This window comes from Bacillus inaquosorum, from assembly GCF_023238325.1.
Taxonomy (GTDB): Bacteria; Bacillota; Bacilli; order Bacillales; family Bacillaceae; genus Bacillus; species Bacillus inaquosorum.
Window position 1 is genome coordinate 3,729,617 of sequence record NZ_CP096592.1, and the last position, 14,279, is coordinate 3,743,895.

At 42.1% G+C, this 14,279-nt stretch carries 9 protein-coding genes and 1 pseudogene; 4 read left to right on the forward strand and 6 right to left on the reverse strand.

Going from position 1 to position 14,279, the window contains the following annotated elements:
- Window positions 1-169 precede the first annotated feature (169 nt).
- Window positions 170-511, reverse strand: a complete 342-nt coding sequence (ssbB, locus tag M1M80_RS18890; protein ID WP_003235640.1) for a single-stranded DNA-binding protein SsbB — start codon at window positions 509-511, stop codon at window positions 170-172.
- Between the two features lie 76 nt (window positions 512-587).
- Window positions 588-971: a hypothetical protein gene (locus tag M1M80_RS18895; protein WP_019259681.1), complete on the reverse strand. Its 384-nt coding sequence runs from the start codon at window positions 969-971 to the stop codon at window positions 588-590.
- A 175-nt stretch (window positions 972-1,146) separates the two neighbouring features.
- Between M1M80_RS18895 and M1M80_RS18900 the strand changes: the two genes are divergently transcribed.
- Both M1M80_RS18900 and blaOXA read left to right on the forward strand, forming a co-directional pair.
- Entirely contained in the window at window positions 1,147-1,557 is a 411-nt protein-coding gene (locus M1M80_RS18900) for a YwpF-like family protein (RefSeq protein ID WP_032731815.1), read from the forward strand.
- Between the two features lie 21 nt (window positions 1,558-1,578).
- The gene (gene blaOXA, locus M1M80_RS18905) at window positions 1,579-2,382 is read left to right on the forward strand and encodes a class D beta-lactamase (protein ID WP_060399663.1); all 804 of its coding nucleotides are present in this window, start codon (window positions 1,579-1,581) and stop codon (window positions 2,380-2,382) included.
- Between the two features lie 72 nt (window positions 2,383-2,454).
- Here blaOXA and M1M80_RS18910 read toward each other — a convergent pair whose 3' ends face one another.
- From M1M80_RS18910 to M1M80_RS18920, 3 genes are all read right to left on the reverse strand, one after another.
- Window positions 2,455-3,111, reverse strand: coding sequence for a class A sortase (locus tag M1M80_RS18910; RefSeq protein WP_060399664.1), 657 nt, complete (start codon window positions 3,109-3,111; stop codon window positions 2,455-2,457).
- A 91-nt stretch (window positions 3,112-3,202) separates the two neighbouring features.
- On the reverse strand, window positions 3,203-9,145 hold the full coding sequence (locus tag M1M80_RS18915) for a SpaA isopeptide-forming pilin-related protein (RefSeq protein WP_060399665.1): 5,943 nt from the start codon (window positions 9,143-9,145) through the stop codon (window positions 3,203-3,205).
- 313 nt (window positions 9,146-9,458) lie between these two features.
- Complete coding sequence (locus M1M80_RS18920; RefSeq protein WP_060399666.1) at window positions 9,459-10,535, reverse strand: response regulator; 1,077 nt, start codon at window positions 10,533-10,535, stop codon at window positions 9,459-9,461.
- Window positions 10,536-11,340: 805 nt separating this feature from the next.
- On the opposite strand from M1M80_RS18920, the pseudogene M1M80_RS18925 reads away from it, so the two are divergent.
- Both M1M80_RS18925 and M1M80_RS18930 read left to right on the forward strand, forming a co-directional pair.
- Window positions 11,341-12,654 (forward strand): annotated as a pseudogene (locus M1M80_RS18925) (sensor histidine kinase); the annotation flags it as partial.
- Between the two features lie 177 nt (window positions 12,655-12,831).
- Window positions 12,832-13,797, forward strand: a complete 966-nt coding sequence (locus M1M80_RS18930; RefSeq protein WP_248596985.1) for a histidine kinase — start codon at window positions 12,832-12,834, stop codon at window positions 13,795-13,797.
- Between the two features lie 39 nt (window positions 13,798-13,836).
- On the opposite strand, the gene mscL is transcribed toward M1M80_RS18930, so the two are convergent.
- Window positions 13,837-14,229: a large conductance mechanosensitive channel protein MscL gene (mscL, locus tag M1M80_RS18935; protein WP_029316919.1), complete on the reverse strand. Its 393-nt coding sequence runs from the start codon at window positions 14,227-14,229 to the stop codon at window positions 13,837-13,839.
- Window positions 14,230-14,279 lie beyond the last annotated feature (50 nt).

Sequence of the window (14,279 nt, forward strand, 5' to 3'; positions counted from 1 at the left end):
TACTCAATTACAATCAACATTATTAAGTGAATTTAAGCAAAAATGCATCTTAAGAACCAATTTTTCCTAAAAAGAAAAACCAGTCTGGTCGACTGGTCAGTTTTGAGGGGATGATGCGGAGATCCGGATAATCGTGAATGGATAGAAATCGGGAGGAGCAGGGGTTATGTCAATCGGCCGTTTTTTCCCGGGGTTTAGGGTCCATAAAACGAACAGTATCAGCCAACACTTCCGTTACATACACGTTAACGCCTTCTGCGTTTTCATAGCTCCTTGTCTGGATCCGCCCGCTTACGCCGACGAGAGAACCTTTTTGGCAATACAACGCCGTGTTTTCAGCTGTTTTTCTCCAAAGCGTGCAATTGACGTAATCGGCCTCGATTTCACCTGAAGCATTTTTGAAGCTGCGGTTTACCGCGAGCGTAACGTGTGCAACTGCCGCACCGGCGGAAGTGTAGCGAAGCTCAGGATCTTTTGTAAGACGTCCGACTAGCATGACCTGATTGAACATGCGATTCCTCCTCTCCTTGCGGTTATATGTATTGTAGATGATGCAATGAGAAAAGAAAAACGCTTAAAAATGACTTTCAGCCTCTGTTTTTATCTTTCGTTTTCATTTTTCCTTCAGCTAAAAACATCTTTTGTTTTTTCCCTTTAAAGAAATATGTACTTTTTAAAAACCGGAAAAAGATTTGCTTTGTCAGCCAATTTTGCGTATTCATGCACACATAGGAAGAACCATCCCATGCAAACCACTGAAAGCTCAGTTTTTTTTCCGGCAATGACACCTCAATTTTATACTGCTCCATGCCGTCGTGTGTTTCGTATAAAAAACTCATCCTCCCTTTTTTGTTCAAATGGACTTCAAAAACTTCTTTACGGCTTAATATATATGCTTCATCCTTTTGAATCAAACGGTTTTCAGAAGGAGTGCCGTCAATGTAAATTTCTTTTAAACGAAATTGATTCATACACATCTCTCCGTAATCCATAGTCAGTTACAGTATAATGAAAAAATAGAAATTATTAAATGTTTCACCAATATGAAATTCTTTAGCCCCGGCATTGCAGCGTTTTTTCCTCTAAAAAGTTTATGTTATAATGGAAGGCAAGAAATCTTTGGAAGTAATCGGGGTGAGAAAAGAAATGAAAACCTTTAAACTGGTTGACCTGAATGTGGAACGAGTGGACAAGGAAGAAAAATCAATTGAACAGTTTCCCCTAATTGACGGACTGATTATAAATAAAGAAGACGGTGAAAACCACTGGCTGATTGAAGCGCTTGTATCGAAAGAACACCTGTCTTTTTTTGAACAGCTTCAAAACAGCCAAACTGAAGCCAAAGTATTTGTAACGATCACGAAAAAAAGCAACCGCCCCGCCCAGCTGACAGCGGCAGTGAAAAATATTGTCAAGCTGGAAGAAAGCATACAGGTTTTAATCTACGGACAAATGGTGACAAGAAAACAGCAAGGCACTGAAACCATTCTGGAGTCCCTTGTAAAAGAGGGCTATACAGGAACAAAACTGATTGAGGCGTTTAAGCAAAACATATAAAAAATTTCTGAGGTGAAGATATTGAGCAAGGGAAAGATGCAAGCACTCTTTTTATCACTTATCGGTGCGGCTCTCCTCATGACATCAAGTTTACAGACACCTACAGAAGCTGAAGCTGCAGAGAAAAACATAAATTCGAAAAAGCTGAAGGTTGATGAGTTTTTCACAGATCACGACGGCACTTTTATCTTGCGGGATTTAAAAAACGAAAAAACATTCGTCTACAACGATCAGCGCGCAAAACAAAGATTTGCGCCGCAGTCGACGTTTAAAGTTCCTAATGCGCTTATCGGATTAGAAACAGGCGCTGTTAAAGATGAATATGACATCAAATACTGGGACGGCGTGAAACGGGAGCTCGACGTTTGGAACCAAGACCATACGCTCGGCTCTGCTATGAGATATTCAGTGGTTTGGTATTACCAAGCAATGGCCCGGGACATCGGAGAAGAGCGAATGAAGGAATGGATTGAAAAAACAGGTTACGGCAACCAAGACATCAGCGGCGGAATTGATCAATTCTGGCTAAGCAGCACTCTCAAAATCTCTCCTTTAGAACAAACAGATTTTATGGAATCGTTATACAAAGAAAAACTACCATTTGACAAAAGCGTCATGAAGACGGTAAAACGGATGATGATTCAAGAAGACGAAGACCACTATACGCTTTATGGAAAAACCGGTTCTGGCTCAGGCATCGGCTGGTATGCCGGCTTTGTTAAAACCGAGCACGGGGCGTACAGCTTCGTGACAAACATTGACGGAACCGGAACAGAAGCGAAAAGCATCACAATGGACATTTTGAAGAAATATGTTCTGCATTAAAAAAGACTGCCGTTAGGAAACGGCAGTCTTTTTTCTGTAAATATTCACTGCAAAAGAAAGACATCAAGAAACTTACATTTCGCTATTGATATCATCTGTATGGCCGACAGCATCAATCAATTTCCCTTTAACTGCTAGACGTCCTTTCGTTTCCACAGCTTTGTCACAGGTAATTAACGTAATTTCCTTTTCTTTTGTATTCTGAATCACATCTGCATGTATTTCTGAAATCGTTTCTGTTGATGTCACTGAGTAAATATAGTCTTTTTTAAAATCTGTAATCACAATTCTGGCGCCTTTTTTTATATTCAACAGAGGTCCAAACAGAAGACTCTTTTGCTTTAGATGATGGCCCGCCAACGGATAATTCCCCTCGCCCATTTTCTGATCCGGGCGCATTGTTGCCGCCCCGATCAGAAGATTTTCGTTGGTAGTGCCTTTTAGGATCGGAAGCTCCAGATCGACACTTTTAATGGTTATCCGTCCGATGATCGCTTTCTGATCGTGATCAAAGCCAGCCTTTATGGCTTCCATCAAATCAGGCGGCTGGATTGAGTCAAATTCAAAAGCAGCTTCTTTCTCATTATTTTTTTTCAGCTGCTCAACAGTTAATGCCGACTCATTCTGGCTTTTGCTAAGGTAGGCTATGATTCCTCCTTTCAAAAAAGGGGAACAGATAAGCAACAGTCCGAAAAGAATGAACACCGTAATGATCATTTTCTTGTACATGCAAAAATTCCTTTCTTATGCTTCATTCAAAATGAGTGTCACTTTTAAAAAAGCACCTGATCGATTCTTCAATGATCAGGTGCTTTCATATTTATCCCTTTCTTTGCTTCTTTCTTGAGGCAACAGCTAAGCCTCCGCCTGCCATAAGCAGCAGAATACCGATCATTACTGTCAGCGTGCTGTCCGCATCTCCGGTTTTCGGAAGGGGATTTTCTGTTTTCGAATCACCCGATGTACCATTGGTTTTCGAATGATGTCCATCTTCCTTCACATTTCCACCCGGTGCAGGTTTGTCAGGTTTGTCAGGTGTTGGCATTTTTACTTTTTGATTAGAAACAACGATCTCTACAGCTTTTGACTGTCCTTTTTCAATTGTGAATTCGATCGGTGTTTCATCTAGTTTGTAACCTTCGGGTGCCTTCGTTTCAATAAACTGATAGCTTCCCGGCGCAAGGCCTTTTACTGTGAACTGCCCCTTATTATCTGTTTTCCAGAGTTCAGGCAGCTCTTTGCCAAAGCCGTCAGTTTTTACAGGCTTGCCGCTTGCGTCCAATAACTTGAATTCAGCGCCCGCCAAAACTGTATTTTTATCGTCTTGATCCACTTTCGTCACATTCACGTCACCTGGTGCCAATATGTTCTCCACGGTGATGTCGATTGGTTTCGTTTCTGTATTTGTAATCTTGAACGATATAGGTGTTTGATCCAAATGATAATCCTTAGGCGCTTTTGTTTCGACAAACTGATATTCGCCAGCTTTAAGGCCGTGCACGGTAATTTGACCTTTTTCATCCGTCGTCAAGCCGGATTTCAGCACTTTTCCGTTGGCGTCTGTCAGATTGAACTCCGCGCCTTGCAGAACTTTATTATTATCATGCTGATCCACTTTGGTGAGAACAACAAGGTTCTTGATATTAACCGCTGTCACTTTCACTTGTTCAGGTTTGCCGCTATATTCAGCTTTAATGGTGAATGACACTGGTTTTTCGGATAAAAGATATCCATCCGGCGCCTCTTTTTCAATAAATTGATAGCTTCCCGGTGCTAACCCGTCAACTTCAATTTTGCCGTCTTCTTTTGAGACTAGATCGTCTCTCACAGTTTCCCCATTGCTGTCAGTGATTTTGAATACTGCGCCGGCTAAGCCTTTTCCATCTTGATCTTCCTTCGTCAGCTGAACCGAGCCTTTATCGTTTACGGCGATCCCGGCTTCTGCAGATCCTGGCTTCCCTGCTGCTGATTCAGAAATGGTAAACTCTTTTTTCTCCGTGTTTAACACATAACCGGATGGCGCTTTTGTTTCAACAAAGGCGTAACGGCCCGGCGCAAGGCCTGAAGCTGTGATGTTCCCGTCTTTATCGGAAGTCAGCTCTTCTTGAACCGTATTTCCTTCCTGGTCAATGATTTTAAAGACGGCTCCTTCAAGTTTTTGGCCTTCAGCATTTTCCTTCGTCAGCTCAACTGCGCCTTTATAGTTAATGGCGATCCCGGCTTTTGCTGGTTCAGGCTTTCCTGCTGCTGATTCAGAAATCGTGAACTCTATTTTTTCCGTGTTTAACACATAGCCGGATGGCGCTTTCGTTTCGACAAAAGCATAGCGGCCCGGCGCAAGGCCTGAAGCTGTGACTCTACCGTTTTTATCCGATGCCAGCTCTTCTTGAACCGTTTTCCCTTCCTTATCGATAATCTTAAAGACGGCTCCTTCAAGTTTCTGGCCGCCGCCATCTTCCTTCGTTAACTCAACTGCACCTTTATCGTTCACGGCAATCCCGGCATCTGCGGATTCTGGCTTTCCTGCTGCTGATTCTGAGATCGTAAATTCTTTTTTCTCCGTGTTCAGCACATAGCCGGATGGCGCTTTCGTTTCAACAAAAGCGTAGCGTCCCGGTGCAAGGCCCGAAGCCTCTATTTTTCCGTCCTTATTCGAGGTCAGCCCCTCTTGAACGGTATTTCCATCCTGATCGACAATGTTGAATACTGCGCCTTCAAGTTTCTCGCCCTCAGCATTTTCCTTCGTCAGAGAGACTTTTCCTTGGTAGTTGGTCATTGCTCCCAAATTAACGTCGGACAATTGATTCTGTTCATTTTTTGCGATGGAGAAGTGAATCGCTTTTGTATTCACGATAAAGCCTGCCGGAGCTTTCGTTTCTGTCAGGCGATAGTAGCCCGCCGGCAAACCGTTCATTTCCACTTTCCCGTTTTTATCAGATTTTATATCAGTTCGTATGAGAGTATAGGTGCCGTCATTTGACTTTTTCTCCAGCTTGAAAACAGCACCCGCCAAAGGCTTATGTTGTTCATCTTGTTTGATAAGCGTCACCTTGTTCTGTTGATTTACGACTTTGTACAGCGCTCCTGTCTTAGAGGAATTGCTGTCTATCTTTACAGGGACCCCTTTTACATAAGCATCGCTGATCGTATATCCGTCAGGCGCTTTTACTTCTTTTAATACGTAGGAACCGTAGCGGATATTTCCGAATGTAAGTTTCCCGCCAGCATCTGTCGTGCCCTTGCGCAGGAGCTGCTTGGCGTCCTCAGACCATAATTGAAAGTCTGCTCCTTCTAGAGCTTTATCGTCCTCACCTGTTTTAAAGATCGTCAGGCTTCCTTTTTCTCCAGATCCGGAACCGTCGCCGCTTGAAATGGCAACAAAGATCGAGCTGCTGTTTTCCTGCGTCTGCTCCTTCACATTTGTTCCCGAAATGGACACCTTATTTTTAACGTGGCCGTTCGTGCCGGCTATGTTAATCAGAGACCGGTATTTGATCACATAGGCACGGTCAATTTGCTTATAGCTGCCTATGAATGTCAGGACAAACGATTGTTCACCTGTTGTATTGTTGGTTTTGATGTCTAACGTGTAATCTTTGTCTTTTTGAAGCTCGACATCGCCCGCGGTCAGATTTCCGCTGCTGTCTTTGACCACACCGTTTTCATCATATTTTGCTTGATATACTTTAAAAGAATCTGCATCTAGTATTTGATTTTCATCCGGCGTGTCAGTAACTTTTACGTCATCCAGCGTTGATTGGCTGGAGTTGACATTAATGTTCCAATCGATGTAGCTTCCATTTTGTTTGCCGCCTTTGAAAACCAGATTTCCTCCGTTCGTAACTGAAACAGAGCCCGTCAACGTGCGGTCTGCATAACCGTCATTATAGTATGTTGCTTTGTTTGTGTACTGGTTCTGATCAATGACCTGCCCCTTGAGTGATGTCTTAAACTCAATCAGGTATGGTACAGAATCGCCTGTTTTAAGGTGTACCGTCAGAGTGCGTTCATTATTCGCAGAAGGTTCTTCGACATCATACTTGGAAGGATCAAGTGCGTCTCCTTCTGTGATGGAGCCGTTTTTATTGATCGTATAGCTCTTAACCACAACGGAACCCGGCACAAATTGCTGAGGATCTGTTATGACATCTTTGATATAAGGGTTTTTCATCGGCTCGCCATTATAATTGACGCCGATTTTCCATGTGATTTCCTTTGAAACCGCGTTGTATGAACCGTTTTTGAAACCATTGTTTGTAGTCTGATGATTCGGCGTAAAACCGCTTGATACCTTATTCGTGCGCTCGTTGCCGTTTTGATCAGTCCATGTTGACTGAGCTGTATTCTTGACGCTTTCGTTAGAATAATCAGCATTGAATGTTGTTGTGTAAGTGATCTTAAATTGACTGTCTGTTTTTTTATAATCCCCGATCAATGCCAAAGTAAAGCCTTTATGGCCGGGTTTTTTTGTCAACGTGTAATCTTTGTCTTTTTGCAATGTTTTGTTGTTCGTTATGTCTTGAATTTTGAACGAGTCATCAATCAGAACCAATCCGCCGCTTTCGAATTGATCATCCAGCGTCCAATTGTTCATCTCATAGTTGTTTTTATTAACTGTAATCGTCCAATCAGCCGTCTTCTTCTCATAATCAACATTTGAATACCCTTTGATGAGGTTCTGCTGAATGGCTATTCCAGAAGCTTCTTTTGAATCACCTGTTCCGGTCACCACGCTGTTGGTGTATGTTGTTGATTTATCAATGATCACTCCGCTGTTGACCTTTGTTTGATATGTGATTTTGTAAGCGCTGGTAATGGTTTTATTAAATTTGATTTCAAATCCGCTTCCATTATCGATCAGCGTATAGTCCTCGCCTTCCTTTAAAGGCGTTCCCGCTTGCTCGCTGCCGTTCTGTCCAAAGGTAATAGGAATAACCTTCAAGGAATCTTTCACAAGATGCAAATCGCCAGTTCCAAAAGAATCTTTAATGCTGGCCTTAGATTGGTCGATCTGTTTCTCACCGTAATTGTATGAAAGAGCCCAGCTGAATGTTTGAGATTCTCCATCATAGCCTGTCGATGATTTCGCGATCATTTTTCCATATTTGGCCGCAACAGTGGCTTCTGCAGAAATGGGTTCCAGGTTGTCTCCGCTGAATGCTGCCTTGTTCGTCAGCGTTAGATTTCCGCCTTCACTCGGCTTCGCACCATTGTCAATGTCAGTTTCGTATACAAGGCGGTAGGCTGAATCCATTGTCCCATCAAATGAGACGTTTCCTTTTGAATCAACGCTGTAGCCGGAAGAAACTTCATTTCCTTTGCTGACAGAACCATCAATGTTCACATTGAGTTCATACACTTTAACTGAACGGTAGATTAAGCCCTCTGGAAGGCTTTCCGTGAGTTTGGCATTTTTGACTTGATCCAATTTTTTATTGATATCGACCGTCCATGTTACTTTACCGGGGTTGATGCCTTTATCCAGAACACCTGATTTATCAATGGTTTTACTCACATTTGGCTTAAAATAAACCGTTGTTTCAGGCGTATCGGAATTTACAGGGAATGGAATCTTTTGTGTTGTCGATCCCGTTATTTTTTTCTCGTTGAACTGCGTATTGATAACCAATGTGCCTTTGACATTAGAACTTTCTTTTACCTCGCCGTTAAATGTCATCACCACATGTCCGTTCGTATCAATAGAAAATGTCCCGTAGGTGGTATCTCCGGCGCCTAACGGCAGGTTCAAAATGTCATTATGCATAATAAATTCTTTAGGCAAATCAAATTCATATTTATCGCCGGCATTGATTGTTTTTCCTAAATCGTCAGGAAAGGCCCAATCAATTGAAATTTTCACCGGAGAATTCGTATCGGCGCGATTGCCCTTGTCATATGGCTTTCCGTTTTCGTCCGTCAATGTCACGCCGGTTAGAATATGTTGCGTGATTTGTTTTTCTTCAGTTTCCAGACTTCTGAAAGCTGATTGACTTGAGGATGACACTTTTTTTGAATCATCGCTCTTAGGAGAATCACTGCTCTTAGAGTCTGCCGATGGTTTTGGTTCCTCTTCTTTTTGATCCTTGCTGACTGAAGGTGCAGATTTGTCATCTGTCCCTTTCTGATCACCCGCAGTATCAGAAGAGTCGTTTTTTGGCTCTTCCGCCTCGTTATCTGGTGTCTCATCTTTCTTGACAGGGATGATCACCTGCTGGGTGTTGCCTCCCCCTAGTTGAAAAAGGGCCGCTACTGTATGTTCATCGTCTTTTACATCTGCAGTAAACTTAGCTGGCAGTGTGATGGTCCCCTTGGCATCAGGAGAATCCGCGGTTGCACTTTTTAATTTCACCGTCAGAGTGCTGCTGCCCGCTGGCACTTGATAGCTGCCGATGACCTGATCAGCAGATTTGATCTCACCTTCTGCACCTTTATCAAATGTAAAGCTTTTAGGTATCTCCACATTGATGTCCTGTTCGCTTACTGCTTCTTTATCATGTTTTAATGACCAATCATATGTCAGTGTCACTTCATCCCCCGGCGATAATGCCGGTTCGTTTCCTTTTGACCCGTCAACAACCTGCTGATTCCTGTCTTTGACTGTCACTGAATCGAAAAATTGTCTGTCGCTTGCTGATACGCCCACAGCCTCTGCTGTAAGAGTATAGCTGGCAATCTGGCTGAAGAAGAAAAAGATGGCCAGGCTTATGATCATGAATATCCGCCCGCTTTTCTTCAGCCCTAAGGGAAAACTCCTCGCTCTCAACTTTCCATTCCTCCCTTTCATATCTATTTTTCACTTGCCGATTGATCCGCGAGACCATAGAATCATGTCTCATCCCCCCATTGCTAATGCCGAATGAGTTTAAAAACGAAGCCGAACCAAACTACATTGTATGAAATGGAACTATACAAATTCTGTACAACTAAAACTGAATGAATTGGAGATTTAAAGTTTCAATGGAGACGTATGGCGAGGGTTTTCCATGAAGATGACATGTACAAAAAGAAAACCAGTGTGCTTCGATAGGGCAATCGACACACACTGGCTGGAGATGGATTTTTGCTATATTTATACTTTAATTAATTTGATCCTTCATTTGTTTGTAGCGCTGATATTCTTTTATCGCCTCTTCTACCTTCCCGCTTTTGTTAAATAGCTGCAGCTTATATTGCATAATTTTATGATCAAAAGGCTCCATTTTCTCGGCCTGCAGGCAAATGTCCATCGCTTGATGATCTTTCATTTCACGAATGAGAAAATCGATCAGTTCATAAGCCTTTCCTAGCCAAAGCTGGACTAGACGCGTCTTTTCCGGTTCTGCCCACAAATAGCCATGCTCCATCAGATAATGATTTTGATAAGACATGAAAAGATCCATGTGCAGATGTAATGTAGCTGTATTGAGCGGGGGCGTCTCTTTTAGTGACTGTTCCCATTCCACAACATCGATTTTTGCGCCTGAAAGTCGAAGAATATATCCTGTGTCGGTCTTCTCGATTGTTTGGCTGAAAGGGATCTGGCTGAGCAATTTCCTTATCTGATAAATGGTAGAGTAGAGTTGGGTGCTTGCTTTTGAGACATCATAATTAGGCCAAAAAAGATCGATTAGCATGTCTTTACTGACAACACGCCCTTGATTATGAAGTAAAAAGGTGTATATTTCGCGTGCTTTGGACGTTCTCCACTTGACGGGAATGTTTGTTTTGACTTCCTTTAAGATCTGATGAAACTGCAGGTTCCCAAAACATTGGATCAAATAATGCGCCTCGGTATTTTCCATAGATGCTCTAAGCTTGTTATTCGTTCTGATTCGCTCAACAGTTGTCTCAAGCCGCTTGTAAATAACAGGCTTCAACAAATAATCAATAGCATTCAGCTCAAACGCTTTGATAGCGAATTCATTATAGGCCGTGATGAAAACGACTTGGATGTTTTCATTCATCGATTGAATCGCTTCAGCAAGCTCAATGCCGTTTACCCCCGGCATTTCAATATCAAGAAACACTGCATCTACAGCAGCAACCTCAGGATGCTCCATTACTTCAATCGGATCTTGATACGCCATAATAGATTGAAAGGCGTTTGTCCGTTCAAGCATATTTTTAAAGTGAAGCAATGCCAGGTGCTCATCATCAACAATTAACGCTTTCACAAAACATCACACCCTATATGTAAAATCGAGATATCAGTAAATAACTTCTATTATATCATGCCAAATTGCCCCTTTATCTGGATTCTTTTTCTTTCTATTGTAGTTTTTGAAAGTTTACATTTAAAATATTTATAAAAAATGGGAATTAAGAATGATCCTATTGGGATAAAGGAGCACTGATATGAAAGAAAAATTCATTTTTATATCGATTATTTTTGGTTATGCCGCTTTCTTTATGATTTTTATAGGCATTGACCATTTTTCGGGATCAACACTTCCTGCGGCAAGGCATGGGGTCATGAATCTGGAAAACTGGGATTTTCAGAAGGATGGAAATGTACAGCTGAATGGAAAGTGGACATTATATCCCAATCAGCTGCTGTCACCAAAAGAGATTTCTTCAGCAAAAGGAAAAGATCCCGTCTTCGTTGATGTCCCCAGCAATGTGAAGGTGACCAAACAGGGCATCAATGTGGATTACGGAACGTACAAGCTGATTATCAGATCAAATCAAGATAATCAGCTTTTTGGGATCAGCACATCGTTTATTTACAGTGCAAATCGCATCTATTTCAATGGACAATCCATTGGACAGAGCGGCAGCCCTTCAAATAAACCTGATTTCACGGCGCAAAACAGACCGTATACGAGCTTTTTTACGCTTCACAAGGGTGACAATGAACTTGTGGTACAATTTTCAAACTTCGGAAAAACGCCGGGATGGGGAATCGCAAAGCCAATTACTTTTGGCACCCAGGAGCAAATAGTGCGGGAAAACAAAATTTCCTTTCTGAATGATACAATCATGATTACAGCTTTTTTCATTACCGGATTATATTTTCTGGGCTTTTTCCTGCAAAGAAAAAAAGATAAACATTTGTTGTTTTTTTCTGTTATGTGTCTTCTGTTTTCGTTCATTATTCTGATGATCGGAAAAGAGCGAATTATATTTCTCCTCTTTCCGTCAATTTCATTTTCACTGCTAAATTCATTGAGGGCAATCTCTACAGTGCTCGTCAGCATTGCGGTTTTTCTCTATCTCTTTTTTGCTTACAGAGAGATTGTTTCAAAGCGTTTTATTCGCATTGCCACTGTTTCTTCCGGGCTGGTCTTGATCACAGATTTTTTAACAGTGGGTTTTATCGGCCATGCCTCGTACATCTTACATTCTGTGCTAGCCGTCTCAACTCTGGTTTATATTACATATATTTTTACGATTGCTGCGATCCGCAAAATGGAAGGAAGTCTGTATCTTACTATTGCATCTATATCAATGAGTGCTTTTGTCATTTTAACCACCATTTCAGCTTACAGCGGCAAAACGGCTTTTTCCTTTAATTCGATTTATTCATTGCCAACAGTTATCGCTTTGCTGGCGATCGTTCTGCTGATGGCGCAGCAATTTGCCGGAGCATTCCGTGAAAATGAAGTGCTGTCGTGGAAATTGCTCAGAATTGACCGGCTAAAGGATGAATTTATTGCCAAAACATCACATGAATTCAAAACACCGCTGAACAGCATTATTAATATATGCCAAACGCTGCTGGCCGGCAAAGGAAAAAGAACGATAGAAGAAGAGAAAGAAAACATGCAGCTTGTCATCCGCATGGGCTACAGGCTGTCCAATCTGGTGAATGACATTCTGGATTTAGAAAAAATAAAGCAAGGCATGCTTCAGATTCACCCGGTTCCTGTGGATATTTATACTTTAATCTGTTCGGAAATGAATTTCTACAATCTCTTGTCCAGACATAAAAACTTGAACATTATAAATCATATTCCAGCCGGCCTTCCTTTGGTACTCACAGATGAAAACCGCTTTCGGCAAATTGTAACCAATCTAGTAGACAATGCAATCAAGTATACAGCGGAGGGCCAAATTACACTTTCTGCTTCAAGACTGAACGATAACATGATCAAGGTGACAGTAACGGATACCGGAAGCGGCATTTCAGAAGCCGATTGCCAAACCATATTTGAGTCTTTTCAGCAAGCCGAAACAAATAAAGACGACGGAGCCGGTCTTGGCCTCAGTATTGTCAAACAGCTGGTTCAGCTACAAAACGGAGACATTTGGGTCGAATCGGAAGAGGGAAAAGGTTCGTCATTCCATTTCACATTGCCGATTGCTCAAAATGAACCTGTACCTGAAACAAAGAAGGGTCTTCCTGATTTACAATCCGGGATAGATATGTCAGATACCTCTATGAGCACGCCTTATTATTCTGAGAAAATTGACGCTCCAACAATTTTGATTGTCGATGATAACATCGACAGTTTAAAAATCTTAATCGATATGCTGGAAGGCGTTCCCTACAATGTGATTGCTGCGAAAAACGGAATGGAGGCATTAGAAGTTGTCTCTTGCACCAAGCTTGATTTGGTTATTCTGGACTTGATGATGCCGGATATGACTGGTTTCGAAGTCTGTATGAGAATTCGCGAACGATTCAGCATGGTTGATCTCCCGGTTCTGATGATTACAGCAGCCATTATCGGCCATGACAAATACAAGGCTTTTCATGCCGGAGCGAATGACATTTTGCAAAAGCCTTATCATTACTCTGAATTTATGGCGCGTATCAAAAACCTGATTATGATGAAACATACAGCAAATCAAGCCACAAGAATGGAAATGGCATTTCTCCAATCGCAAATCAAACCTCATTTTCTTTACAATGTATTAAACACGATCATTTCTCTCAGTCATTTGGATATTGAAAAAGCGCGGGAGGTAACAGAGGAATTTACCAACTATTTAAGAATGAGTTTCGACTTCCAAAATACATCAGCCATCAGTTCATTCAAACATGAGCTTTCTATTATCAGTTCCTATCTTTCCATAGAAAAGACGCGGTTCGGCGATCGGCTTGAGGTTTTTTTCGATATAGACAATGACATTGACTTTATCCTTCCGCCTTTAATGATTCAGCCCTTGGTGGAAAATGCCGTTCTTCACGGCGTCAGCAAGAAAAGAGGCGGAGGATGGATCAAGCTGACAGCTAAAAAACAAAACAGGAACGAGTATTACATCAAAGTAGAAGATAACGGTGTCGGCATGGCTCCGGAAAAACGAAAAGATCTCTTATCTTCGGGTTTCGACCGCAGCGTCGGATTAAAAAATATCAACCAGCGGCTGAAACATTTTTGCGGAAGCGAGTTGAAAATCAGCAGCACTCCGGATGCCGGCACCTCTGTTTCGATGCTTATTCATCTTGCTGAAACAACGGAAAACCCCGCAGCATTAAGTGAAAGGAATTGAAAATAAAAAAAGACCGCCGTTTCAGAACGGCAGTCTTTTTTATTCCGGCGACCTTGTTTGCTGCTTCAGCAGATCTCTGATTTCCTTCAGCAGCTCCTCTTGCGCATCCGGCGCTTCCTCCGCCGCCTCTTCCTCTGCTTCTTTTTTGCGTCTCAACCCATTCAAAGTCCGAATAACAATAAAAATGGAGAACGATATAATTAAGAAGTTTACAATCGTCTGTATAAAGCTGCCGTACTTCACTACAGCTTCGCCAAACGTAAACGACAAGCCTGAAAAATCAAGCCCGCCCAGCAGCAAGCCCACCAAAGGCATGATGATATCATTGACTAGAGATGTGACAATCTTGCCGAACGCGCCGCCTATTACAACACCGATTGCGAGGTCAACAATGTTCCCGCGCATGGCAAAGGCCTTAAATTCTTTCCACATACAATCACCTGCTTTTTTCATGTTTTGAACGAAAAAAGACAAATGTGCCG